We start from the raw sequence: 22,748 nt of genomic DNA, 5'->3' as shown, positions 1-22,748 counted from the left end.
CCGCCCGTTTCCCGGTCAGTACGTCCGGAGGTCCTCGTACAGCTCCGCGCCGCGGGTATCGAGGGCACCCCGAGGCGCCCCGGCCGGGCGTGGCGCGGACGCCTCGCCGTACCGGTCGAACGTCGTCCCGATGCGGTAGGTGAACTGGCGGGTCGTCGTCCCGCCCTCGCCGTCCCGGACGCGTTTCGTCGCGACGCGGTGGTCGTGCAGGCTGCGCAGGAGGCCGGTTTCGACGTCGAGCGTGGCGGCGATCCGACTCCCCTCGTGCACCTCGGCCGCGTAGGTGAGCGGCGGGACCTGCGCGTACCCGTCCCTGTCGTCGAGGAGGTACGTGATGGTCTCCCCCGAGTCCCCGTCCTCGCGGTCGGTCTCACGCCACTCGGCGCGGTGGGGGAGGACGTACTCGCCGAACGACAGGGTGCGCCCGCCGTAGTTCGCCCCGCGTGCCGTGTCGGCGCCGTCGAACTCGGGGACCCCGTCCGCGCTCTCCGGCGTGTCGGCCGTCCAGTCCGCGAGCACGGTCCCGTCGGTGACGTGGATCACCGAGGACACGGGGAGGGGTCGGTCGCTGTTCGCGGCGTACGAACCGTGGAGGTGGGCGTACAGCCCGCCGGTCGTCGGCGCGGGTTCGCCCGGCGGCACCCGGAGGGTCGTGAACACAGCCGCTTGGCGTCGGCGCGAGTGCTCGTGGACCCGCAGGTACCGCGTGCTCGGATACGGCGCTCCGTCCGTGCCGTCGTCGAGGACGGAGACTTCGATGAGTGCCCGATGGTCGACCGCGTGGAGCCGGCGGGCCGCGGCGATGACCCGCTCGTTCGCCGACCCGTCAGGGAGTCCGAGTTCCGGCTCGTACGGGCGGACGTCGCCCACGCGGAGCGCGCCGTACCCGGCCAGCGTCGTCGCGACCCCGCCGAGGGTCGCGAGCGCGCGTCGGCGGTTCATTCGTCACCCTCCGGCGTTGAGGTTTCGGTCGGGGTCCTGGCGGTCGTCCGGGTTTCGGTCCTCGTTGGGGTCGTAGTATCCGTCTGGGCCGCCGTCTCGGTTCCCGTCTGCGACTCCAGCTCCCAGGCGTCGAGCGAGATGGAGGAGTCGCCGTCGGGATCCGTCCAGACGAGGTGGACCGTGGCCCGCTCCTCCACGCGGTGGAGGACGGAGTCGTTGGGTTCGACGGGGAAGGAACCGACCGGTTCCACCTCGCCGTCCCCGTGTCGGGCCCCGTCGTCCGTCGCCCAGATGGTTTCCGCTCCCGCGGACGAGACCGAGAGTTCGGCGGTGTTGGTCCGGGTGATCCGGTTGCCGGACTCGATCGTGACGCGGTAGGCCGACTCGTCCGGGAGCCACTCGAAGGAGGCGAAGAGATTCGGCGGGGACGTGGGGCGCTCGGGGGTTGATGGTGGCTCGGGTTCGAGTCCACAGCCGGCGAAGGTTGCGGCGGCGGACGCGAGGAGGGCTCGTCGGAACACGACCGTGCTGCCGAGCGGAGTAGAAAAGTCGTTCCGCTCCGGGAATCAGTTTCGAGACGCAGGGCCGCCATCCCGTGTGGAACGCGGTTGTCCGGCGGGGTGGAGGGAGCAGCAGAACGCCTATTCCCCGTCCGCTGGAGTCGAATCCATGCCCTCCCCGCAGCTCTCCAGGAGAGCCCTCCTCGCAGCATCTTCCGTCGGTATCGCCGGAACCGCATGCTGCGCCGAAATCGCGGACCGGTTCCGAGAACACCCCGTCACGTGGCAGACGGACGTCGCCGACCGGTACCTCTGTTCCCCGTTCGCGATGGTCGATGGTCGGCTGCTGGCGATGGGCGAGAACCACCTGACCGCCCTGGACCCCGCCTCGGGCGAACGGCTGTGGCGCTCGCGGTTCTACGAGCACGCCGCGGACGGCCCAGTCGTCGCTGAGGGCGTCGCGGTCGTCGGCGACGAGCGTCGTGCCGGATACGGCGCCGACGGCGACGAACTCTGGTCCCGAGAGACGGACCACCACTTCAGTCCCCACGACGTGCTCGCCGACGGCGCCATCGTCGGGTCCCTCACCGGCGACGCGCCGACGCTCCTCACGATCGATCCGGCGGACGGCAGCCGTCGATGGGCGTACGCGCTCCCGGAACCGTCCCCTCAGGGCCACGTCACCGACGCCGTCGCGGTCGAGGCCGGCGTCGTCGCGACGCGGTTCGACGGCCGCCTGTCCGCCGTCGACGCGGACGGAACGGATCGGTGGCGCGCTTCGAACGACTGGGATGGACACGGGCCGGGGAGGCCGACGCTCGCGGCCGGCCCCGGCGTCGTCGTCGCGGCGAACGCGGCTGTCGCGGGTGTCGACGCGGCGACCGGCGAGCGTCGCTGGCGACACGTCCTCCCGGACTACGCGGCCGGCGTCGCGATCGTTGACGGGGTCGCCCACGTCGCCGTCGGGAGCGACGACATGAAGGTCGACTCGTGGGACGCGCCGGGTGGCGTGCTGGCGTTCGACCTCGCGGACGGCACGGAGCGCTGGCGAACGCGCCTCTCGGGGCGCGCCGGCCCGCCGACCGTCGACGGGGATACCGTCTGGGTCGGAACGGGCGACGGCCGACTCGTCGCACTCGACGTCGACTCGGGGGAACGTCGGTGGCGTCGTTCGGTGGGCGAGCGCGTGGAGACGGCGCCACTGGTGACCGGTGGTCGGGTGTTCGTGGGCGTCGGGACGCCGGCCGCCGGGGACGCCTGTACCCTCGTCGCGGTTCGTCGCTGACCGTTGGCCGGGTCGCCCCCTGCGCACTGTGGGGCGTCCCACGCAATCCGCCACGGCGTCGGGGGATACCTTTTACCCTCGGCGGCGATACTCCCGGGTATGATTTCACTCGACGAGGCCGTGACGGCACGGCTCGAATCCCACGGCGCGCGCTTCGAGGTGCTCATCGACCCCGACGCCGCCCTCGCCATCAAGCGCGGGGAGTTCGAGGGCGACCTCGAGGACGTCATCGCCGCGGAGGACGTGTTCGAGAACGCCTCGCGGGGGGACCGGCCGGCCGAGGAGGACGTCGAGGAGGTGTTCGGGACGACCGACCCGCTCGAGATCATCCCCGAGGTGGTGAAACGCGGGGACATCCAGATCACGGCCGAGCAGCGCCGCGAGATGACCGAGCAGAAGCGGAAACAGCTCGTCAACACCATCGTCCGCAACGCGGTGAACCCGCAGATGGACGACGCGCCCCACCCGCCCGAGCGCATCGAGCGCGCGCTCGAGGAGGCGGGGTTCAACATCGACCCCATGGAGCCGGTGGAGAACCAGGTGGACGAGGCGCTCGAACTGCTCCGTCCGGTCATCCCGATCCGATTCGACGAGGTGACGATCGCCGCGCAACTCCCCGCCGAGTACGCCGGGAGCGGGCAGGCGAAGGTGCGCGAGTTCGGCGACCTGGAGCGCGAGGAGTGGCAGGCCGACGGCTCCTGGGTCGGCGTGGTGACGTTCCCGGCCGGGCTCCAGAACGACTTCTACGACCTGGTGAACGAGGTGTCGAGCGGCGAGGCGGAGACGCGCGTCATCAAGGACGAGGACGACCTGAACACGCGATAATCGGCGGGATGTTTTGGGCCGGAAGCGACGCCAGGCGGGGCTGCAGCTACGCCATTCTGAAGCCGAGGAGGAAGCCGCCGGCGAACCCGGCCGACACCGGGACCGTGGAGACGATCGACTCGAGCCACGACGGCGGCGTCCCCGCGGCGGCGTCGCGGCTCGCGTCGGCGAACCCGCCGCCGAACCGGTCCCAGTCGACGGCGATGACCGCCCGGGATTCGAGGAACTTGAACAGCGCCAGTTCGAGGCCGACGACGACCGCGACCAGTTTCGCGAGCTTCCGCGCCGCGAAGCCGATGATCCCCCCGACGACCGCGCCGGTACCGAGTTCGAGCCCCAGCTGGTTCGGGTCGAACTGCTGGGCGAGTAGGTCCACCATACCCGGAGGTAGGAGGTGATGGATAAGTCGATTGTTGGAGGGTATCGACCGAAAGGTACCGGGGTAGTGACCACAGGTGCCGGTCGTCACGACCGGGGTTCGCCTGGTCTCTTCAGATCGACTCGCGAAGGTAGCCCGTCGCGTTCTTCAGCACGAACTTCGCGACCGGGGCGCCGCGGGGCAGCGTGTACAGGTCGCCGAGCGACTCCGGCTCTCGCACCGCGCCCTCGCGGATGTTCTCCACGGCGGTGGCGAGCATGTCGTCGGACTCGACGAACAGCCGCCGTCGGACCGCGCCCCAGGTGTGGAGGTCGTCGATGGGGACGGTCTTCAGCGCGGCGATGCGACCCCCGTCGAGCGTCTCGCTGAGTTGCTGGACCGTGATCCCGGCCGTGTCGTCCCCGTGGACGAACTCCCAGAACCCCATCGGCATGCCGCGGTACTCCCGCAGGTCACCGTGGTGGAAACTGAGGACGCCGTGGTCGAGTTCCGAGAGGATCGGTCCGACGAGGAAACCGAACCCGAACCGGATGCCCACGTCCGCGTGCGGCGCGACGGACTCGACGGTCTCCTCGGGGATGCGCTGCTTCCAGCCGTCGACGATGGACGGCCGGACGTGGAACGTCCGAGCAGAATCGAGGTCCACGACGAAATCGAGGCGGACGGGGTCGGTCTCTGGGACGGGTCGGCCGAGGAGCTTCGTCAACAGGGAGACCGGCGTCCACTCGCGGAGTTCGATCGCCCGTTCGATCGTCTCCTGTGGGGTTCGGGACTCCTCGTACTCGTTATAGACGACCGTCGTGAGTTCCACGTCGGGCTCCGCGAACAGCGTCGCCAGCGTGTCGGCGACGTATCGCGATACAGTCGGCTCGTCGAGCAGGAGGCATACCCGCATCGTGTCCGCCATCAACGTTCGAGGTACCTGTCGCCGAGGGATTTCATGGTCATCACGTTCAGTTCCTCGTCAGGGATATCGCCCAGGTGTTCGAGGTACCGCTCTAGAACCGACCACTGGTCTTCGTTACTCAGGTCGTACAGGTGGCACCAGAGGTGGAACGGCGACTCCGATTCGATGGCCCGTCGCGTGGCACGTCGAAGGTTGTACTCGTGTACCCGCTTTCTCGCCGCGAGGGGGAACAGCTGGTACCCTCGGTACGGGTCCTCCTGCCCGGACGGCAGCGTGAGCGCGGTTAAGGACGGGTACGAGGTGCAGTAGGTCTGCAGTAGCCCGTCCTCGACGCGGGGTGCCCAGTGCGGCGCGGGACCGACGGTGAGCTGTTTGAACCGGTGAGCGTGCGTCGGCGACCGCCTCGATTTCGCGTAGCGTGCGACTCTAATCCCGTTCCGCCGGAGCACCTCGTCGTTCGGCCGGGAGTGACGCGGCGGCACGAACGAGGAGACGGGGGCGTCGAACTCCTCGTGTAACTCCCTGACTCGCCGGAGTTCCGCGTCGAGGAGGTCGTCCGACACCTGACCACAGAGCAGGTGGGAGAAGGTGTGCGTACAGAGTTCGTGGTCGACGTCCGCGTTCAGCACTCGGCGCGCCAGATCCGGGCCGTAGAACAACCCGTCCGACTCGACGTCGGTGCCGGGGTCCGCGTCGAACCAGCCCGCCGGATACGGGCCGTCGTGGGACCCGTCACACTCCGCCAGGAGGAGGTGGCCGACGATGTCGAAACTGATCGGCACACCCGTCTCGTCCGCCTTGTCGAGCAGTTTGTCGAGGTACTCCCGCTCCCGCCGTCCGCCGTCGGAGAGGTGGGTCACGGTCGGGAGATCGTGGACGCCCCACCCGAGTTCGATCTCTATACTGAGCGTCAACGTACCGGCCATCTGACTACTAGAATCGGGGTACCGTTAATAATAGTCGCTCCCTTACATTTTACGTGGCGCGCCGTTCCCGCAGCGTCACAGCATACCTCCGGTCCACGAGACGGATTCGGGATCGGCCGTTTCGACACCTGCGGACCGCCGACCGGCCGGCCGTCGGGTCGGCACCACGGTTAAATCCACGCGCCTCGTACGCGCGAATGTGACAGTCAGAACCGAACGTGAGGTGACGGGCCCCCGCCCCTGACCACGTGGTGCGGGTGCTCACGCGGCCGACCGCTCGACCGTCGAACAGCCACGGCAGCTTGCCGAAACCCGCGGCACGGCATGTGGGGGTGAACGGATGAGAGCGCTCGTCGCCAAACGCGTCGACCGGGGGGTGGCGGATCTCGCCGAGATCACCGACCTCGCGGAGGCGGCCGGGCACGAGGTCGTCGCCACCCTGACCCAGACCCGCGAGGAGGACGCGGCCTACCACTTCGGCGAGGGGAAGGCGGACGAACTCGCCGCCCTCGTCGTCGAGTCGGACGCGGAGTGCGTCATCATCGACAACGAGGTGGGGCCGTACCAGACGTTCAACCTGGGGCGGAAGCTCCCCGAGGACGTCGAGGTCATCGACCGATTCACGCTCATCCTCGAGATATTCGGACAGCGCGCGCACACCCGTAAGGCGCAGCTCCAGGTGGAACTCGCGGAGCTCCGCTACGAACTGCCGCGCGCGGAGGTGAAAGCCAGCCTCGCGCAGCGCGACGAGCGACCGGGGTTCATGGGGCTGGGCGAGTACGACGAGTCGCGGGAACGCGACATCAAGTCCCGCATCTCCCGCATCGAGACCGAACTCGACGACATCGCCGACAAGGAGGAGGAGCGGCGCCAGCGCCGACGCGAGTCCGGCTTCGACCTCGTCGCGCTCGCCGGCTACACGAATGCGGGGAAGTCGACCCTGCTCCGACGGTTGGCGGCGGACCTCGAGATGGACGAGAACGCCGACCAGCACCCCGACCTCGACGAGACCGCCGAGTCCGAGGACAGGCTGTTCACGACGCTCGGGACGACCACCCGGCGAGCCGAGACCGGCAAGCGGGACGTGCTCCTCACGGACACCGTCGGCTTCATCTCGGACCTGCCACACTGGCTCGTCGAGTCGTTCCAGTCCACGCTCGATTCGGTGTACTACGCCGACCTCGTGCTGCTGGTCGTCGACGCCAGCGAGCCCGTGCCCGAGATGCGCGAGAAACTGGTGACGTGTCACGACACGCTGTACGAGCGGAACGAGGCGCCGCTCGTCACCGTCTACAACAAGGTGGACCAACTGACGCCGAAGGAACTCCGCGAGAAGCGGGAGGCGCTCTCCGCGCTGGCGCCGAACCCGATCGAGGTGTCGGGGTTGACCGGCCAGAACGTCGACGAACTCCGCGCCCGGATCGAGGCGGAACTCCCGGACTGGCGGCAGGAGCGAATGCTCCTCCCGCTGTCGGACGAGGCGATGAGCCTCGTCTCGTGGGTCCACGACAACGGCCACGTCGAGCGTGAGGCGTACGACGAGGAGGGCGAGACGGTCACGCTGGAGTTCGAGGCGCCCCCGTCCGTCGTGGAACAGGCCCGCGCCCGGGCCGGGGAGCTCGGGCCGGGCGTCGAAGCCGGCTCCATCTGAACCGACGAGCGATTTCTGCGTTTTAGCGACCTGTTACCGTGATTAAGGGGCCCGTAACTAAGCCCCCGAACGTGGTTCATCGGTTCGTATGACAGGTGGACTCGTGTTTCACGTCGTCTGTCGAGAGTGCCCGACCGAATCGCTTCGCCAGTCCGCCGCCGAGGCCGAGACCCTGGCGACCGCGCACGCGTCCGATACGGACCACAGCGTGGCGGTCGAACGAATCGAGTGACGTATCACGGGGGCGGCCGTCGTCCCCGCCATGACGAGTGACGGGAGCGCAGCCGATCGGCTGGCGACGTGCGTGACCGCCGCCGAAAGTGGCGGCGAGTTCGCCCTCGAGTCGTTCCGCTCGGCGCTCGCGGTCGAGACGAAGGACGGCCCGATGGACGCGGTCACGGAGGTGGATCGGGCGGTGCAGCGGCACGTCGTCCAGCAGATCGCGGCGACGCATCCCGGCGAACCCGTCGTCGGCGAGGAGGACGTCACGTTCGACGGGACGTCCGATGGGGCGACGGACGGCGAGACGGCGTCGGTGGACGTCCTTGAGGCGGTCCCGCCGTCGGGCCCCTGCTGGGTCGTCGATCCCATCGACGGGACGAACAACTACGTCTCGGGCAACGCCAACTGGGTGACGAGCGTCGCGTTCTGTCGGGACGGGGATCCGGTCGCCGCGGCGAACTACGCTCCCGTCACCGGCGACCTGTACGCGGCCGACCCGAGCGGCGCGACCCGGGACGGCGTCCCGGTCTCGGTCGGGGAGCGGTCGGACCTCGATTCGTTTCTCGTGAACCCGATCTTCGGCTCTTCACCGCGCCACCGGAGGGAACTCCTCGCCGCCGTGGAGACGGTACTGTCGTCGTTCGGCGATCTCCGGCGGTTCGGCTGCGCACAGGCCGCGCTCTCGGGGGTCGCCGCGGGTGAACTGGACGCCGCCGTGTCGACGGTCGAACTGCACGACTGGGACACCGCGGCCGGCGTCTGTCTCGTCCGCGAGGCGGGCGGTGTCGTCACCGACGTCCACGGGGGCCGGTGGGCTCCCGGGGACGAGGGACTGATCGCCTCGAACGGCAAGGCGCACGGAGAACTGGTCACCTCGTTCGAGCCGTCGGCGCCGTCGGAGTCGTAGCGGCCGGCCGGATCAGCGGAGCGACTCGACGACGCGCAAGAGGTCGTCCTTTTCCTGGACGCCGACGAGACGCTCGGCCTCCTCTCCGTCGGCGTAGAATTGGAGCGCGGGGATGCCGCGCACGCCGGCGTCCTGTGCGAGGTCCTGGTGCTCGTCGACGTCGACCTTCAGGACGAGGAGGTCGTCGACCTCGTCGGCGAGTTCGTCGATCGTGGGTTCGAGCATCTTGCACGGGCCGCACCAGTCGGCCCAGTAGTCGACGAGGACGATCCCGTCGTCGGTCAGGTCCTCGAACTGTTCGCGGTCCTCGACGTGAACTGGCTCGCCGGCGGCAGTCTGACTGCTCATGAACGGGATTTGGGGACTTCGCGGTAAAACGGTTCCACACGAGTGTCGGCCTCGCGCACGAGCGCCGCATCGCGGTCCGACACCGGTGTCTCGCTCTTCGATTCCCCCAGGGCATTGCTTCCCGGGCAGTAACGCTCACGTGGAGCATCCGGGTGACTGGCGAACAGGCGGTCCGGTCGCTCGCGCCCGTCGGTGGACCGCGAACGGCCGCGTCCCCACCCGGAGGGGAGCGCGGGCCACAACCGCTGCACGACGGGCGGCGCTGGTCAACGCACGGGGCGTCTGGCCGCGTCTTCGTACTTAAACTTCGTAAGAGAGCAGCACCCCGTCGTCTACGCGCTCGACGTCGACGAGATCGAGGTCGGGGAACTCGTCGACGAACCCGTCGCCGTCGGCCAGCGTGGGGGCCTCGCGGCCGCCGATGACCATCGACCCGACGTAGAGGGTGAGCTCGTCCACGAGGTCGGCGGCGAACAACGAGAAGATGAGTTCGCCGCCGCCCTCCACCATGAGCCGCTCGACGCCCTCCGATTCGAGCGCGTCGAACGCCTCGGCGAGGTCGACGCGCTCGGCTCCCGCGATAACGACCGCGGCGCCGGCAGATTCGAGGGCCGCCACGTCGTCTTCGGGCGCCGCCTCGCTCACGAGGACGTACGTCGTCGCCTCGTCGTCGAGGATCCGCGCGTCCGTCGGGGTGCGCGCCCGAGAGTCGGCGACGACGCGGGCTGGGGTGCCCTCCCGACCGCTCCGGAGGCGCTGGACCCGGCGGTCGCCCTCGTCGAGGGTCAGGTGGGGGTCGTCCGCGAGCACCGTGCCCACGCCGACCAGCACCGCGTCGGCCGCCGCGCGGATCCGGTCCACGCGGTCGAAGTCGGCGGGGCCGCTGATCTCCACCTGCTCGCGCCGCCGCGTGGAGAGCTTCCCGTCGACCGAGACGGCGGCGTTGACGTGGACGTGCACGGGGTCAGTTCTGGTAGCCGAGCGGCCGCTTGTGTTCGACCTCGATCTCGACGTGGACCGAGTCGGGGAACTCCATGTGGCCCACCTCGCGTGCGATGTGGTCGTTACCGTGGATCTCGAGTCGGCGGGAGAACACCTCGTAGCTCCAGTCGGCGATCGTGGACCCGGGTGCGAGGTTCCCGGAGAGCGGGACGCGGACGTGCTCCGACGGCTCCGTGTGCGGTCCCTTGCACTCGGCGCCCTTCCGTTCGAGCAGGTCCCGGAGGCCGTCGACGGTGTCGTCGAGGGCGACGCGGTCCCCGCTCTGGAAGCGGAGTTTTGTGACGAAGGTCATGGTGTGGACTGGGTCGGTTCGACACTGTGCGCGCGATGCGTAAAAGCACATCTACCCGCCGGCCCCGACCCGGCGGCGGCCGAACTCCCCGTCACGTCGGCTATCCGCCCGTTTCCCGGTCCGACATTCTCTTAACACCGGGTTGCTTACCTAACGATAATGCCGGTCGAAGCGACCAGTGCCGGAGCCATCCTCTTCCGCGAAACCCGCGGCCACCGGGAGTACCTGCTCCTGAAGAGCCGACCCGGGGACTGGGAGTTCCCGAAGGGCGGGGTCGAAGGTGAAGAGGAGCTCCAGCAGACGGCGATCAGGGAAGTGCAGGAGGAGGCGGGAATCGGTGACTTCAGACTCATCGACGGCTTCCGCGAGCAGTACGACTACGTCTTCCAGGCGGGCGGGAACACCATCCACAAGACGGTGCACCTGTTCATCGCCCACTCGTTCGAGGCGTCGGCCGAACTCTCGACGGAACACCGCGACCTCCAGTGGCGCGACTACGAGCAGGCGCTCAACACCATCACCCAGGACGGTCCGCGCGACATCCTCCGTGATGCCCACGACTACCTCGACCAGCTTCAGGAGGAGGCGGACGAGGAGTACCTGCTCCAGCGGTCTGAGGGGTAGCGAGCGACTCGAAAGCCCCCTCGCCCGCCCGTCCCTGAGCGACTGCGACGCTCGCTCGATCTCCGGATCTACTCGCGGGCATCCGATAGCAAGTGCGGCCAGTAGCGACCGGCTCGTCGCACGGTTTCGGACGGCGCCACCGAAACCGATTTCCACCCCAGCGGCGTCCCCCCTGACGTGTTTCCCGGGGCGGGCGACAGCGAGTTCGCGTTCGAACTGCTCGTGTGCAGGTGGGCGGAACTCGCCTGGCATCCGACGGACGGCGAGCGCCCCGTCGTGGTCGCCCGACAGCTCGGGACGAAGAACCGGCGCTGGGACACAGTTATTCTGGAGGTCGACCCGGAGGCGTTCGCTGAGCGCCGCCTGTTCGGCGAGCGCGACCTGGACAGGGACCTCCTCCGGGTCGTCCGCGACGCCCCCGCGGCGTTCGAGTGGTACCGCGACGCCCTCCCGCACCCCGGGTTCCCGTGGCGGTACGTCCGCGCGGCCGTCCACCGCGCGGCCGGCCGCGACCTGATCGAGAAACGACGTGGGCCGAACGGCCGCGTGGAGTTCCGCCGCGTCCGCGAGTACCCCGACTGGGTCGAACGGGTGGTCGTCGTCGAGAACAAGCCAGATCTCGACGCGAGCGCCGCGCGCGCGCTGGCCGGCCAACTCCGGCACGACCTCGACGCCGGCCTCGCCGACGAGGTGTGGGTCGCGACGGGCGCGACCGGGAACCGCGTGTCGCCCGCGCTGCTCGAGGACATGCCGGTCGAGGTAGGCGTGCTGGAGTTCGACTTCGGCGACGGCGTCGGACCGGACGCCGCCGAGGTGCTCTGGCACCCGACGCGGCTCGACGCCGACGGCGACCCGGACAAGCGGCTGGAACTCGCCGAGCGCGGCTACGGCAAGGGGTGGCGCTCGTTCCGCGAGACGATGCGGCCCGACTGTCGGCACTTCGAACTCCGGCGCGAGGGGCGGGCGCTGGTGCCGTACTGCGGCGCGAAGGAGCGCGTTCCGACGGCCGCGGAGTGTTCGGGCGGCTGTCCGGAGTTCTCGCCGGAGCCGCCCGGGTGGCGGACGAACGGCTGGCCCATCGAGGGTGGGCCGGGGAAGGGGATCCGCGCGCTGTTGGGCCGGCGTCGGGAGCGGGAACGGGAGAAGGCGGAGACGGGAACGGAGCCCGGAACGGGGACGGCTACTCGCTGACGCCCACGTCCACGGCGTCGCGCTCGACGGCGAGCCGGAACGTGGGGACGGTGCGGTACTCGACCTCGACGACGTTCTTCCGGCGGAGGCTCTGGAGCGCGCGCCGGACATCGCCCACCTCCGGGTCGACGTCGAACCGCTCGCGAAGCTTCTGGAGGACGGACACCACCGACTCGGAGCGCTCGTCGGGGCCGGCGAGCACGGCGAACACCTGGCTGTGTAGCTCGGGAACGCGGATGCGGTCGGGGATGCCACCCTCCTCGCCGTCGTCCTCGACGCCCGGCTCGACGCCGGTCAGCTCGGCGGCCTCGCTCGTCGCGCGGATGAGGCTGTTGTCGTCGCGGTAGTAGTAGTCGGAGAGGTGGTTCTCGAGGTAGCCGTGGACGTCGCTGCCGCTCTCCATCCCCCACCGTTCGCCCAGCTCCGAGTTCTTCGTCGGCTGGAGGCGCACGACGTCGGCCAACCGCTCCAGCTCCTCGTCGGTGAGGCTCATCGGCCGGGCGTTTCCTCCGGGAGTATTTGGACCTCTCGATTCGGTGAGGTCGAACCCTCCTGCACCCGCCGGCGTCCGGGGGAACAGTTACGGCCCGCCGCGCCGATTCCTGGCGCATGCCAGACTCGGACACGGTCACGCTCGACGTCGAGGACGGGGTGGCGACGCTCACCGTCGACCGCCCGGACAAGCTCAACTCCCTGAACGTCGAGACGCTGGAGGCGCTCGACGAGGCAATCGACGAGGCGAAGGCGGCCGATGCGCGGGCGCTCGTACTCACGGGAGCCGGGGAGGACGCGTTCGTCGCCGGGGCAGACATCAGCTACATGAAGGACCTCTCGACGCCCGAGGCGCAGGCGTACGCCGAACTCGGCCACGGCGTCGCGTCGAAACTGGAGACGTTCCCCGCGCCGACCGTCGCGGCGATCAACGGCTACGCGTTCGGCGGCGGCTGCGAACTCGCCATCGCCTGCGACCTCCGCGTCGCCTCCGAGCGCGCGGTCATCGGCCAGACCGAGATCGACCTCGGCATCATCCCCGGCTGGGGCGGCAGCCAGCGGCTCCCCCGACTCGTCGGCGACGAGACCGCCCGCCGGCTCATCTTCTTCGGCGAGCGCGTCGACGCGACCGACGCACGCGAGTACGGCCTCGTCGGCGAGGTCGTCGCCCACGACCAGCTCGACGAGCGCGTCGCGGACCTCGCGAGCGACCTCGCGGCCAAGCCGAAGTTCGCCCTCCGGGCGGCGAAGGAGGCCATCAACGCCGTCCACGAGGAGCCGCAGGGCGCCGGACTCACCTACGAGCGCCGCGTGTGGGCCGGCCTGTTCGGGACGCACGACCAGCGCGAGGGGATGGAGGCGTTCGTCGACAAGCGCGACCCGGAGTTCGAGTAGCGACCGCTTCTAGCGGGGTCCTCCTCGCTCGCGTCGCCCGCCCGTCGGATTCCCAGACGATCCGACGATGCAGTCGGAGTTCGGTGGACTCCGAAACGCCGATCAAAAACGGTGTTCGCACTCCACTCCGGAGTACGGATAGAAGACAGCGCGTGGCAGGCTGATGTTGTGGGGCGTTTATGCCCCCGGAACGCCTCCTGAACGGTGGTAGAACGGATGAAGACCCAATACTACACAGCGACGAGCATCGACGGGTATCTCGCCGACGAGGACGGTTCCCTCGACTGGCTCTTCCAGTTCGGGGAGATCGAGGAGATCGAGGGCGTGGAGGACGACTACTCGCAGTTCATTGACCAGGTCGGGGCCATGGCCATGGGCTCGACGACCTACGAGTGGGTCATCGAGCACGAGAACCTGTTGGAGGACCCGGAAAAGTGGCCGTACGAGGTCCCGACTTGGGTGTTCAGCAGTCGGGAGCTACCGGCGGTCGACGGTGCGGACGTTCGCTTCGTGCAGGGGGACGTCGCGCCCGTCCACGCGGAGATGGTGGAGGCCGCGGACGGCGAGAACGTCTGGCTCGTCGGTGGTGGAGACCTCGTCGGACAGTTCCACGATCGCGGGCTTCTCGACGAGATCGTTCTCAGCGTCGCTCCCGTCACGCTTGCGTCGGGCGCGCCACTGTTGCCGCGGAGGATCACCGACCCGCCACTGAAACTGGTCAACGTGAAACAGTACGACGACGTTTTCGCGATTCTAACCTACGAGGTGCAACAGGCCAGTGAGAGCTGATCGATCGGCCGATCGACGACCGTCCCACCGGCGCCACGATTAGGTCACTGTAGCGCGTACCCGTTTCACATGGACCGAGTCAGACTATCCCGCGTCGAGTCACGCCTCGACGAGCTCCAGTTCCCCATCAGCCGCGAGGACGCGGCCGAACACTTCGCGGACACGACGCTGACGTACGCGGACGGCGAGGAGAACCTCGGCGACCGGATCCTCGACTGCCGGAGCGAGTCGTTCGCCGACCTCGACGAACTCGTCTCCGACCTGTACAACGTCCTCCCGGTCGAGGCCGTGGGCGAACCCGGCCAGTCCGAGGGCGACGGCTGAGGCGGTTCGAAGCCGTCGGGGGCGACGCGTCGAGTAGACGGAAGGGCTTGCAGACGACGCCGAGGACGCAATCCCCGGCGCTTAAGTGCGACCACGGCGGACCACGGGAGTATGGAGTTCTGCGACGAGTGCGGTTCGATGATGAAGACGGAGGGGGACCGGTGGGTGTGCGGCGCTTGCGGGTTCGAGAAGCTCCGTGACTCGGCGAAGGAAGCGGCGATGACGACGACCCAGGGCCAGCAGGAGGGGGAGATCGTCGACATGTCCGACGTCGACGCCGCCGAGATCGGCCCGACGGTCGAACAGAAGTGCCCCGACTGTGACGAGGTGCGGTCGGTGCGCTACGAGATGAAGCAGATCCGCTCGGCCGACGAGTCCGAGACGCGCTTTTTCACCTGTACAGAGTGCGGGCACAAGTGGCGCGAGGACGACCACTGATCGTTCGTCCCTAGGGACGGCTATTCTCGGTTCTCCTTCGATCGACAGGGATTATGGCTAGCGACGGCGACGGGTCGACGTCCTCGCACCGTCGTTCGCTGCACTCACGAACACAACGTGCTTCTACCAGGGCGTTACCCCTGTCGCAGTTCGGTCCCGTCGCGCGGACAGTACCGAACCTCCGGATCGCGCGTTCGGAACCCACATTCCGGGCAGACCCCTGCACGTGCCTGGTCGGCGTCAGCCCGACCGCGGAACAGGAACGGGACGAATGGGACGAGCAGGAAGACGAGCAGCGTGTCGAAGTAGATCCAGGCGACGACGCTGACGGCGACCGAGATCGCGAGGCCGACGAGGGCGGTGACGGTGCGCGAGGAGACCACGCTACGCTTCTCCGTCCTCCCCACCGGGTTCGCCCTCGTCGTCCGGTTCAACGACCCGTTTCCCCGTCTCCATCGGCTCGATGCGTCGGTCGGCGTCCGCCCACTCCCGCTCCAGTTCCCGGCCGTCGAACAACCGGTCCAGGAACACCGCGAGGCCCGCGACCTCCGAGTGGGGCTGGTTCGTCACGCCGACGTTGAAGTCCGCGTGCTCGTAGAACTCGAACGGCACCTTCTCGCCGCCGACCACGACGAGCAGCGGCGCGTCGGCGTGGGCTCCCTGGACGTCCCCTTCGACGTCCTGGACGCGCTCGCCGTACATCGTGAGGTGGACGACCGTCCCCTCCCAGCCGCGGGTGAACGCCCGCTGGTCGTCCCGGAGTTCCACCTCGAACGGGCCGCCGAAGCGGTCGGTGATGTCCCGGATCGTCTCGGCGGACTGGCCCGCGTTGTCCGGGAGGACGACGCGGTCGGCGCCGAGCGCCCGCGCCGTGAGGCCGACGTGCGTCGTCATCCGATCGTCCCGGCCCGGTCGGTGGCCGTAGCGGAGGACGACCGTCTCGTGTGACTCCTGCATGGGTGTCGAGGCGGGCCCCGTCGGTGAGGGCGTTTCGCTTCGCGGGCGCGAGTTCGCCCCCTTCGCCCACGGTTAGGGGGCGGATACGGCCGGTGGCGCTTTGGTTCATGACGTCGTACGCGAACTATGCCTTCCCGTCCGGAGGACCTCGCGGGCGTCGCCGACGTCGATCTGGCAGGCAGGACCGCGCTCGTCACCGGCGCGACCTCCGGCGTCGGCGCCGAGACCGCCCTCGCGCTCGCCCGCCTCGGCGCCGACGTGCTCGTCCACGGACGCGACCGTGCGGCCGGCAGCGCGGTGGTGCGCGAGGCCCGCGACGCCGGCGTCGACGCGACGTTCCTCCCCGCCGACTTCGCCGATCCGGACGCCGTCGACGCGCTCGCGACTGCGGTGCGGGAGGACGTCGACTCGCTGGACCTGCTCGTCCACAACGCCGGGGCGCACTTCGACGAGGGTGCGCTGGTCGACGCAGGCGCCGAGCGGGCCGAGCGGACGTTCGTCGTGAACCACCTCGGCCCGTTCCGACTCTCGTTCGACCTGCGCGAGGTCCTCGCGCCGGACGCTCGCGTGGTGGTCGTCGCCTCAGCGGTCCACGGTCGCGCTGACGGGACGTTTGACGTGCGCTCGGTCGACGAGTACGACGGGCTGGGCGCCTACGCCCGCTCGAAGCTCGCGAACGTCCTCTTCGCCCGGGAACTGGCGGACCGGCTCGACGGCGCCGCGGTCGCGTCGTGTCACCCCGGGTTCGTCCCCGGGAGCGGGCTGTGGCGCGAGGCGTCGGTCCCTGTCCGGGTCGCGGTCGGGGGGCTGGACCGCCTCCCGTCCCGGCTGACGCCCGACGTCGTCGACGACGCTGCGGAGGCCGCCGCCACGTCGGTGTACCTCGCGGCGGCGCCGGAAGCCGCGGACGCCGCCGGCGGCTACTACGTCGACTGCGCACGCGTCGACCCGGCCGACGTCGCCCGGGACGGCGACCGCGGCTCGACGCTCTGGGACCTCAGCGAGGACCTGACGGGCGTCCGATGGTGACCGTCGCCCGACGGGGGACGAACCGCCGCGGACGCGACCGGCGACCGGAAGACACTTTCCGGTCTCGGCCGCTCTCGAGGACATGAACCTCTCCGGGAAGTCTGTCCTCGTCACGGGCGGCGCGGGCCTCATCGGCTCGCACCTCGCGGCCGAACTGGCGGCCGACAACGACGTGCGCGTCGCGGACGACCTCTCCAAGGGCGACCGCGACCGCGTGCCCGACGGCGTCGAGTTCGTCGAGGCGGACGTGACCGACCCCGACGATGTCGCCGACGCCGTGACGGGCGACCTGGACGTCGTCTTCCACCTCGCCGCGTACACTGACACGAACTTCGAGGACGATCGGACGCTGTTCGAGGAGAACACCGAGATGACGTACAACGTCCTCGAACGGATGGCGGAGGTCGGCGTCGACAGGTTCGCCTTCACCTCGTCCTCGACCGTGTACGGCGAGGCGCCGCGTCCCACCCCGGAGGACTACGCCCCCCTCGAACCCATCAGCATCTACGGCTCCTCGAAGCTCGCCGACGAGGCGCTCATCTCGACGTACGCGAAGAGCTACGGCGTCCAGTCCTGGGTCTTCCGGTTCGCTAACATCGTCGGCCCGTACCAGCGGGGCAACGTGATCCCGGACTTCATCCAGAAGCTCCAGGCCGACCCCGACACGCTCGAGATCCTCGGCGACGGCCGGCAGGAGAAGTCCTACCTCCACGTCGAGGACTGCGTGGACGCCATCACCCACGTCGTCGAGCACGGCGACCGCGACCTGAACACGTACAACCTGGGCTCGCGGACGACGACCTCCGTGATCCGCATCGCCGACATCGTCGCCGACGAACTCGACCTCGACCCCGACTACGAGTTCACGGGCGGCGACCGCGGGTGGACCGGCGACGTGCCGAAAATGCGCCTCTCCGTCGAGAAGCTCTCCGCGCTTAGCTGGGAGCCGCCGAACTCCAGCGACGACGCGGTGCGACGCGCAACACGTGATCTCATTGACGAACTGGTATGACGCTCGGGCGTCGACGCCAACTCTAACCGACGACGACGACTGTCTCGGCCTCCGACTCCCTCCTGACTCCGTCGTCCTCGGTTGTGAGCCACGCCCGGACCGCGTACTCGCCCGGCGCCGGGTCGGACCACGTCGCCGTCTCCGTCACGGACTCGCCTGGCCCGAGTTCCTCGGCGCCGAGCGCCATCGTGAACATCCGGCCCTCGCTCCAGTGCCAGACAGCCTCCTCGTCACCGGCCCCCCGTCCGTTCCCCTCGGTTCCCGCCCCGGTTCCTCCATTCTCCGACCCGGTTCGATCGGCGACGAACTCCGCCCGCTGTCCGTCGCGGAACGCGAGCGTGACGCGGTCGCTCCCGACGTTCTCCACGGCGAGCGTGAGATCGAACCCCTCGGGCGTCGGCGCCACGGTCAGCGTCGCCTCAAGCATGCCGTCCCCCACGCCCGGCCCGAACTAAAGCCCTGCCTCGTCGGCGGGGTCGTGTCGACCGAGTAGTGTTGGTGTTCCGACCAACTAGAGTGCGATCACGGCCAGGTAGGGTAACTTTCACAAGGGGCAGGCTGTATAGTCGCGCCCCATGGGTCTGGTAAGCACGATCGCCGACACGCTCACGGACGACGCGACCGATCCGGACGCCGTCGGATACCTGTGCAGGGACTGTGACACGTCGTTCGAGCGGTCCGGCAACCGGATGATCCGGATGCGCTGTCCCGACTGCGGGTCGGCGGACCTCGGGGTCAGGGACGGGAACTGATCGACGAAGAGGGCGAGTATCGCGTGCGGGGAGGTGACCTCAGTCGTCGCTCGAATCGTAGCCGAGCGCCGCGGCGACGTCGAGGAGTCCGGCACCCTGTTCGTTCGAGGAGAGCCCGATGTCCTCCGCGGTGCTCGTGAGTCGACTCCGCGCCTCGGCGTTCGTGTAGCCGTCCGCCATGAGCTGGCCCGCCGCGCCGGCGACGTGCGGCGTCGCCATCGACGTGCCGGAGAAGGTGTCGTAGCCGCCGGGGACCGTCGAGTAAACGTCCGTCCCGGGCGCGACGAGCTCCACCTCGGGGCCGGTCGAGGAGAACCCGGAGAGCGAGTCGTCCGACGCCGACGAGGAGACCGCGAGACACTCCTCGTAGGCCGCCGGGTAGCCGACGCAGTCCGAACACGGACCGCTGTTGCCCGCCGCGGCGACGAGGAACACGCCGTTGTCGACGGCGTAGGCGCAGGCGTCCTTCAGCGTCTGCGAGCCGGAGGAGCCGCCGAGGCTCATCGACCCGACGTCCCAGCCCTGGTCGGCGACGTACTCGACGCCGGCCGCGATGTCGGAGAACGAGCCCGAACCGCGCTTGTCGAGCACCTTCACCGCGTGGAGCGTCGCCTCCGTCGAGACGCCGCGGACGCCCTCCCCGTTATCGTCGGCGTCGGCGATGCCGGCACAGTGGGTGCCGTGGTCGTTGTCGTCGTCCCAGCTCTCCGCGTACGGGCCGCGGGCGCTGGCGAACGCCCGGCCCGAACCGAGGTTGTCGATCAGGTCGGGGTGGTCCGAGTCGATCCCGGTGTCGAGGATGGCGACGTCGGCGCCGGCGCCGGTCGAGCCGTTCGCGGTGGCGACGTCGGCATCGACGCGGTCGACGCCCCAGGTGAGCTGCTGGGCGAGCGCGTGCATCGTCCCGTTGTGCTCGACGTAGCGGACGTCCGGCCGGTTCGCGAGCCCCTGGATCGCGTTCTCGTTCACCCGGAGCGTCAGCGCGTCGAAGGCGAACTCGCGGACGACCGCGCTCGCCTCGGCCTTCGCGGCGCGCCGTCCGCTCTCGGCGCTGTAGCCGACGTTGACCTCGACCGTGGCTGGTTCGGCCGATGCGACCCCGGCCAGGCCCAATCCGGCGACCGCTCCCCCGGTTGCTCTGAGTACGTCACGCCGCGTCGTGCCCGTGTGGTTGAACACCATGGCGCAAGTTACTGGCAACCAGATTGATTTTAATCTTTATACAGTTTAATTTAATTAACCAAGGCGAACTTTGATTCGGTAGTCACTGACCGAATCGATGTACGATGGAACGGGGTACAGTCACGACCGGGAACGGCGGATGAACACGCATATTGCCGCCCGCCGACTACCGGGGGTCGTGCAGGTCGTGGGGTACGAGACGCCGGCGGGCGCGCTGTTCGTGAGCGACCGCGACCCCGGCGGACCTCCCGGCGACCTCGAAGACGTCTCGTCGTCGGGCGACGTCGCTCGCGCTGGGCGGTCTGTCGACCGCGTGGCGCTCGACCCCGGGACCGACCTCTCGTGGTCGCTCGGCGAGCGCCACTGTGCCGGGACGGTCCACGAGGGCGGGCACGTCGCCTGCGATCGTGAGACGGCGCCGTACTGTCGCGACCACCGTTCGACGTGGGTGTGCGCCCGCTGTACGGGAACCTGCCTGAAGGACGAGATGGACTGTTTCGACGACCACGCGGTGTACCTCGCGGCGTTCGCGCCGGACGTGTTCAAGGTCGGCGTGACGAAGGAGTGGCGCCTGGAGACCCGCCTGCGCGAGCAGGGCGCCGACCGGGCCGCCCATCTCAGGACCGTGGAGGACGGCCGCATCGCCCGTGAGATCGAGGCCGGACTGGCCGAGGAGTTCACCGACCGGGTCCGGGTTCCGACGAAGGTCGACGGCCTCGCGGATGGCGTCGACGAGGCCGCGTGGGAGGCGATCCTCGCCGAGTTCGACCCGGTCGAGACGTTCACCTTCGACTACGGCTTCGAGGTCGCGGAGCGGCCAGTGGCCGAGACGCTCGCGACCGGGACCGTGGTCGGGACGAAGGGGCGCGTGCTCGTGCTGGAGAACGCCGGGAGCACCTACGCGGTCGACATGCGCGACCTGGTCGGGTACGAACTCGAGGATGGCGGGTCGGAGCGCGAGTTGCAGTCGAGCCTGGGCGCGTTCGGCTGAGGACCGCGGTCCTCGCGCCGGTCACGTTTCGGTCGGTTCCGCTACCCGATCCTGCCTGCCGGACGAGGTGGACCCTCGCTGCTCGTTCTCGCGGCGCCCGGGATGGCACCGGTCGTCGCCTCGCCGTCCGTGATACTCCACGCGTCCGGGGCGTCCGGCGGACCGCGTTCGAGCCCGGTCACTCGATGTAGCCGAGTCCCTGGAGGCGCCGCTCCACGGACTCGACGTCGCTGTCTGGGTCGATGCCGGCCTCCGCACCGCTGTACCGTCGTGTCTCGATCTGTGCGTCGGCCGCGGGGGAGTCGGAGGCGACGATCTCGGAGAGCACCCGACCGTCGGTGGCCGCGGGGATCGGCTCTCCACAGAGGTGGAGGATCGTCGGGGCAACGTCGACGACGGTCGCCCCGTCCGGCACGCTTCCCGGTTCAACGTCCGGCCCCCGGGCGAGGAGGATCCCCTCGCTCCGGTGGCTGGCCGCTTTCGCCCCCGTCGAGTAGAACTCCTCGTCGGTGAGGGGCGTCTGCACCTCGTACCCGTCGTCGGCCTCGACGATCAGGTCGGGCGAACCGTCGTCCCCGGGGAACAGGTCGTCGCCGTCGTGCACCTCGAGCACCGCCGTCCCCGTGTCCGGGTCCTCGACGCTCGAGAGCAGCTCCCGGAGTTCCCGTTTCACCCGCGGGACCGACTCCGGTTCGACCGTGCCGCTCTCGAACCGTTCGGTGTCGTTGACGTAGAGACACCCCTCGCCGTGGACGAACGCCGTCGTCTCCTCGTAGTTCACGTCGTAGAGGGCGCGCTCGCCCGGGATCTGGAGGCTCGCCATGTCGACGAACGCTTGCGGGACCGACTCGATGAGCTGATCCTCGTCGATCCCCATGCGATCGATCCAGGACCGAACGCTCCTCTTCGTGAGCCCGACTCGCTCCAGCAGTCCGCGCGTCCCGGTGTTCTCCCGTCGGGTGAGATACCCCTTCCGCTCGAGGATCCGGTTCACGGCGACGATGGTGGACACCTCACCGAAGCCGTGATCGGAGACGACGAAGAGGTTCGCCGACCGCCGATCGGCGTAGTCGAGAGCGGTGGCGAGGGCGTCGTCCAGGCGGCGGTAGTGGTCGAGCAGCACGTCCTCGTCCCAGACCAGGTGCTGGAGTCGGTCGGGCGCGGTGTAGACGAAGAAGAACAGGCGAGGGTCCCCCTCTTCCATGGGCAGTTCCATCAGGTCGACGCGGGCGTCGACCATGCCGTCCAGTTCGTCGACGAACTCCGCCGGGTCGTCGCCGTACTCGGACCAGTCGAGCCCCACCTCGTACTCCGGGATCCGCTCCTCGATCTCCGTGGCGAGCGCCGACGGGTGGGTGAACCCCTCGTCCCGCGACGCGGTCATCATCCCGGTGACGAGCCGCCCGTCGATCTCCTTCGCCGGGTACGTCATCGGCACGTTCCCGACGACGGCCGAGTCGAGCATCTCCCACAGCGTCGGCTGCGTCAGGTCGTGGCTCGTGTTCATCCGGTGGGTGTAGTCGCCCTCCAGCCCGCGGAACCAGTAGAGCCCGTGCTTGTCGGGCCAGGTCCCCGTGGCGATCGAGGGCCACGCGAGGGGAGTCGAGGCGGGGGTGGTACTCTCGAGCCCGCCGGCCGCCCCCTCCTCGATCAGTCGGGCGAACGTCGGCAGTTCGCCAGCTTCGCTCCAGCGCTCGACGAGGTTCCAGGGCACACCGTCGAGCCCGATCACGACGGCGTTCTGCGTTCGTGTCATCCTACTTGCCACCCCTCGCACTGTCCCCGAAGCGCCGGTTCAGTTCCGGTAGTGTCGGACTCATTGCTGATTGTCCGTCGGGAGGTCTCGATTGGGAACCCCCGACGACGTGATCGTAATACCGCTCAACG

Annotated in this window: 29 protein-coding genes; 15 read left to right on the top strand and 14 right to left on the bottom strand. The window is 69.2% G+C overall.

Going from position 1 to position 22,748, the window contains the following annotated elements; genetic code table 11:
- Positions 1 to 15 precede the first annotated feature (15 nt).
- Positions 16 to 942, bottom strand: a complete 927-nt coding sequence (locus tag HUG10_RS06595) for a hypothetical protein (protein WP_179168806.1) — start codon at positions 940 to 942, stop codon at positions 16 to 18.
- Positions 939 to 1,463 carry a hypothetical protein gene (locus HUG10_RS06590; protein ID WP_179168805.1) on the bottom strand — a complete coding sequence of 175 codons (525 nt, stop codon included), beginning with the start codon at positions 1,461 to 1,463 and terminating at the stop codon, positions 939 to 941. The genes HUG10_RS06595 and HUG10_RS06590 overlap by 4 nt, the downstream gene beginning before the upstream one ends.
- Positions 1,464 to 1,611: 148 nt before the next feature.
- Here HUG10_RS06590 and HUG10_RS06585 point away from each other — a divergent pair, with 148 nt between their 5' ends.
- Positions 1,612 to 2,727 (top strand): outer membrane protein assembly factor BamB family protein, encoded by a 1,116-nt coding sequence (locus tag HUG10_RS06585; RefSeq protein ID WP_179168804.1) that lies wholly within the window; start codon positions 1,612 to 1,614, stop codon positions 2,725 to 2,727.
- Positions 2,728 to 2,826: 99 nt separating this feature from the next.
- Positions 2,827 to 3,552: a ribosome assembly factor SBDS gene (locus HUG10_RS06580; protein WP_179168803.1), complete on the top strand. Its 726-nt coding sequence runs from the start codon at positions 2,827 to 2,829 to the stop codon at positions 3,550 to 3,552.
- A gap of 46 nt (positions 3,553 to 3,598) precedes the next feature.
- Here HUG10_RS06580 and HUG10_RS06575 read toward each other — a convergent pair whose 3' ends face one another.
- The 3 genes from HUG10_RS06575 to HUG10_RS06565 all read right to left on the bottom strand — a co-directional run bounded on the left by HUG10_RS06575 (position 3,599) and on the right by HUG10_RS06565 (position 5,764).
- On the bottom strand, positions 3,599 to 3,928 hold the full coding sequence (locus HUG10_RS06575; protein ID WP_394354990.1) for an FUN14 domain-containing protein: 330 nt from the start codon (positions 3,926 to 3,928) through the stop codon (positions 3,599 to 3,601).
- 115 nt (positions 3,929 to 4,043) lie between these two features.
- Positions 4,044 to 4,826 (bottom strand): formyltransferase family protein, encoded by a 783-nt coding sequence (locus HUG10_RS06570; RefSeq protein ID WP_179168801.1) that lies wholly within the window; start codon positions 4,824 to 4,826, stop codon positions 4,044 to 4,046.
- Positions 4,827 to 4,837: 11 nt separating this feature from the next.
- The gene (locus tag HUG10_RS06565) at positions 4,838 to 5,764 is read right to left on the bottom strand and encodes a polysaccharide deacetylase family protein (RefSeq protein WP_179168800.1); all 927 of its coding nucleotides are present in this window, start codon (positions 5,762 to 5,764) and stop codon (positions 4,838 to 4,840) included.
- 340 nt (positions 5,765 to 6,104) lie between these two features.
- On the opposite strand from HUG10_RS06565, the gene hflX reads away from it, so the two are divergent.
- The 3 genes from hflX (at position 6,105) to HUG10_RS06550 (ending at position 8,544) form a co-directional block, all read left to right on the top strand.
- The gene (gene hflX, locus HUG10_RS06560) at positions 6,105 to 7,415 is read left to right on the top strand and encodes a GTPase HflX (protein WP_179168799.1); all 1,311 of its coding nucleotides are present in this window, start codon (positions 6,105 to 6,107) and stop codon (positions 7,413 to 7,415) included.
- Between the two features lie 88 nt (positions 7,416 to 7,503).
- Complete coding sequence (locus HUG10_RS06555) at positions 7,504 to 7,647, top strand: hypothetical protein (RefSeq protein ID WP_179168798.1); 144 nt, start codon at positions 7,504 to 7,506, stop codon at positions 7,645 to 7,647.
- Positions 7,648 to 7,677: 30 nt separating this feature from the next.
- Positions 7,678 to 8,544: an inositol monophosphatase family protein gene (locus tag HUG10_RS06550; RefSeq protein WP_179168797.1), complete on the top strand. Its 867-nt coding sequence runs from the start codon at positions 7,678 to 7,680 to the stop codon at positions 8,542 to 8,544.
- Positions 8,545 to 8,556: 12 nt separating this feature from the next.
- Here HUG10_RS06550 and trxA read toward each other — a convergent pair whose 3' ends face one another.
- The 3 genes from trxA to HUG10_RS06535 form a co-directional block, all read right to left on the bottom strand.
- Positions 8,557 to 8,892, bottom strand: coding sequence for a thioredoxin (trxA, locus tag HUG10_RS06545; RefSeq protein WP_179168796.1), 336 nt, complete (start codon positions 8,890 to 8,892; stop codon positions 8,557 to 8,559).
- Between the two features lie 300 nt (positions 8,893 to 9,192).
- The gene (locus tag HUG10_RS06540; protein ID WP_179168795.1) at positions 9,193 to 9,852 is read right to left on the bottom strand and encodes a 2,5-diamino-6-(ribosylamino)-4(3H)-pyrimidinone 5'-phosphate reductase; all 660 of its coding nucleotides are present in this window, start codon (positions 9,850 to 9,852) and stop codon (positions 9,193 to 9,195) included.
- 4 nt (positions 9,853 to 9,856) lie between these two features.
- A complete protein-coding gene (locus HUG10_RS06535) occupies positions 9,857 to 10,186 on the bottom strand; it encodes an uS10/mL48 family ribosomal protein (protein WP_179168794.1) in 330 nt (109 codons plus the stop codon).
- Positions 10,187 to 10,345: 159 nt separating this feature from the next.
- On the opposite strand from HUG10_RS06535, the gene HUG10_RS06530 reads away from it, so the two are divergent.
- On the top strand, positions 10,346 to 10,810 hold the full coding sequence (locus HUG10_RS06530; RefSeq protein ID WP_179168793.1) for a bis(5'-nucleosyl)-tetraphosphatase: 465 nt from the start codon (positions 10,346 to 10,348) through the stop codon (positions 10,808 to 10,810).
- 177 nt (positions 10,811 to 10,987) lie between these two features.
- Positions 10,988 to 12,001, top strand: coding sequence for a DUF5787 family protein (locus HUG10_RS06525; protein ID WP_179168792.1), 1,014 nt, complete (start codon positions 10,988 to 10,990; stop codon positions 11,999 to 12,001).
- Here HUG10_RS06525 and HUG10_RS06520 read toward each other — a convergent pair.
- Positions 11,991 to 12,494 (bottom strand): DUF5797 family protein, encoded by a 504-nt coding sequence (locus tag HUG10_RS06520; RefSeq protein ID WP_179168791.1) that lies wholly within the window; start codon positions 12,492 to 12,494, stop codon positions 11,991 to 11,993. The two genes, HUG10_RS06525 and HUG10_RS06520, sit on opposite strands and share 11 nt — an antisense overlap.
- 116 nt (positions 12,495 to 12,610) lie before the next feature.
- Between HUG10_RS06520 and HUG10_RS06515 the strand changes: the two genes are divergently transcribed.
- The 4 genes from HUG10_RS06515 to HUG10_RS06500 all read left to right on the top strand — a co-directional run bounded on the left by HUG10_RS06515 (position 12,611) and on the right by HUG10_RS06500 (position 14,938).
- Positions 12,611 to 13,387, top strand: a complete 777-nt coding sequence (locus HUG10_RS06515; RefSeq protein ID WP_179168790.1) for an enoyl-CoA hydratase/isomerase family protein — start codon at positions 12,611 to 12,613, stop codon at positions 13,385 to 13,387.
- Positions 13,388 to 13,603: 216 nt separating this feature from the next.
- Positions 13,604 to 14,176: a dihydrofolate reductase family protein gene (locus tag HUG10_RS06510; RefSeq protein WP_179168789.1), complete on the top strand. Its 573-nt coding sequence runs from the start codon at positions 13,604 to 13,606 to the stop codon at positions 14,174 to 14,176.
- Positions 14,177 to 14,245: 69 nt separating this feature from the next.
- Positions 14,246 to 14,500 (top strand): DUF5789 family protein, encoded by a 255-nt coding sequence (locus tag HUG10_RS06505; RefSeq protein WP_179168788.1) that lies wholly within the window; start codon positions 14,246 to 14,248, stop codon positions 14,498 to 14,500.
- 111 nt (positions 14,501 to 14,611) lie between these two features.
- The gene (locus HUG10_RS06500; protein ID WP_179168787.1) at positions 14,612 to 14,938 is read left to right on the top strand and encodes a transcription factor S; all 327 of its coding nucleotides are present in this window, start codon (positions 14,612 to 14,614) and stop codon (positions 14,936 to 14,938) included.
- A gap of 134 nt (positions 14,939 to 15,072) precedes the next feature.
- Here HUG10_RS06500 and HUG10_RS06495 read toward each other — a convergent pair whose 3' ends face one another.
- Complete coding sequence (locus HUG10_RS06495; protein ID WP_179168786.1) at positions 15,073 to 15,321, bottom strand: hypothetical protein; 249 nt, start codon at positions 15,319 to 15,321, stop codon at positions 15,073 to 15,075.
- 1 nt (position 15,322) lies between these two features.
- Positions 15,323 to 15,895, bottom strand: coding sequence for a tRNA (cytidine(56)-2'-O)-methyltransferase (locus HUG10_RS06490; protein WP_179168785.1), 573 nt, complete (start codon positions 15,893 to 15,895; stop codon positions 15,323 to 15,325).
- A 126-nt stretch (positions 15,896 to 16,021) separates the two neighbouring features.
- On the opposite strand from HUG10_RS06490, the gene HUG10_RS06485 reads away from it, so the two are divergent.
- On the top strand, positions 16,022 to 16,924 hold the full coding sequence (locus tag HUG10_RS06485) for an SDR family NAD(P)-dependent oxidoreductase (protein ID WP_179168784.1): 903 nt from the start codon (positions 16,022 to 16,024) through the stop codon (positions 16,922 to 16,924).
- Positions 16,925 to 17,006: 82 nt separating this feature from the next.
- A complete protein-coding gene (locus HUG10_RS06480) occupies positions 17,007 to 17,936 on the top strand; it encodes an NAD-dependent epimerase/dehydratase family protein (protein ID WP_179168783.1) in 930 nt (309 codons plus the stop codon).
- Positions 17,937 to 17,958: 22 nt separating this feature from the next.
- Here the strand turns inward: HUG10_RS06480 and HUG10_RS06475 are convergent, their stop codons facing one another.
- Positions 17,959 to 18,363, bottom strand: a complete 405-nt coding sequence (locus HUG10_RS06475) for a BsuPI-related putative proteinase inhibitor (protein ID WP_179168782.1) — start codon at positions 18,361 to 18,363, stop codon at positions 17,959 to 17,961.
- Between the two features lie 148 nt (positions 18,364 to 18,511).
- Here HUG10_RS06475 and HUG10_RS06470 point away from each other — a divergent pair, with 148 nt between their 5' ends.
- A complete protein-coding gene (locus HUG10_RS06470) occupies positions 18,512 to 18,688 on the top strand; it encodes a hypothetical protein (RefSeq protein ID WP_179168781.1) in 177 nt (58 codons plus the stop codon).
- 39 nt (positions 18,689 to 18,727) lie between these two features.
- On the opposite strand, the gene HUG10_RS06465 is transcribed toward HUG10_RS06470, so the two are convergent.
- Positions 18,728 to 19,870 (bottom strand): S8 family serine peptidase, encoded by a 1,143-nt coding sequence (locus HUG10_RS06465; RefSeq protein ID WP_179168780.1) that lies wholly within the window; start codon positions 19,868 to 19,870, stop codon positions 18,728 to 18,730.
- 178 nt (positions 19,871 to 20,048) lie between these two features.
- On the opposite strand from HUG10_RS06465, the gene HUG10_RS06460 reads away from it, so the two are divergent.
- The gene (locus HUG10_RS06460; RefSeq protein ID WP_179171012.1) at positions 20,049 to 20,861 is read left to right on the top strand and encodes a DUF2797 domain-containing protein; all 813 of its coding nucleotides are present in this window, start codon (positions 20,049 to 20,051) and stop codon (positions 20,859 to 20,861) included.
- A 178-nt stretch (positions 20,862 to 21,039) separates the two neighbouring features.
- On the opposite strand, the gene HUG10_RS06455 is transcribed toward HUG10_RS06460, so the two are convergent.
- A complete protein-coding gene (locus HUG10_RS06455) occupies positions 21,040 to 22,617 on the bottom strand; it encodes an alkaline phosphatase family protein (protein WP_179168779.1) in 1,578 nt (525 codons plus the stop codon).
- Positions 22,618 to 22,748 lie beyond the last annotated feature (131 nt).

Origin of the sequence: Halorarum halophilum (genome assembly GCF_013401515.1) — an archaeon.
In the GTDB taxonomy this organism is placed as follows: Archaea; Halobacteriota; Halobacteria; order Halobacteriales; family Haloferacaceae; genus Halorarum; species Halorarum halophilum.
Note: the sequence above shows the minus strand (reverse complement) of the source record. Positions and strands in the feature narration are given on the sequence as shown.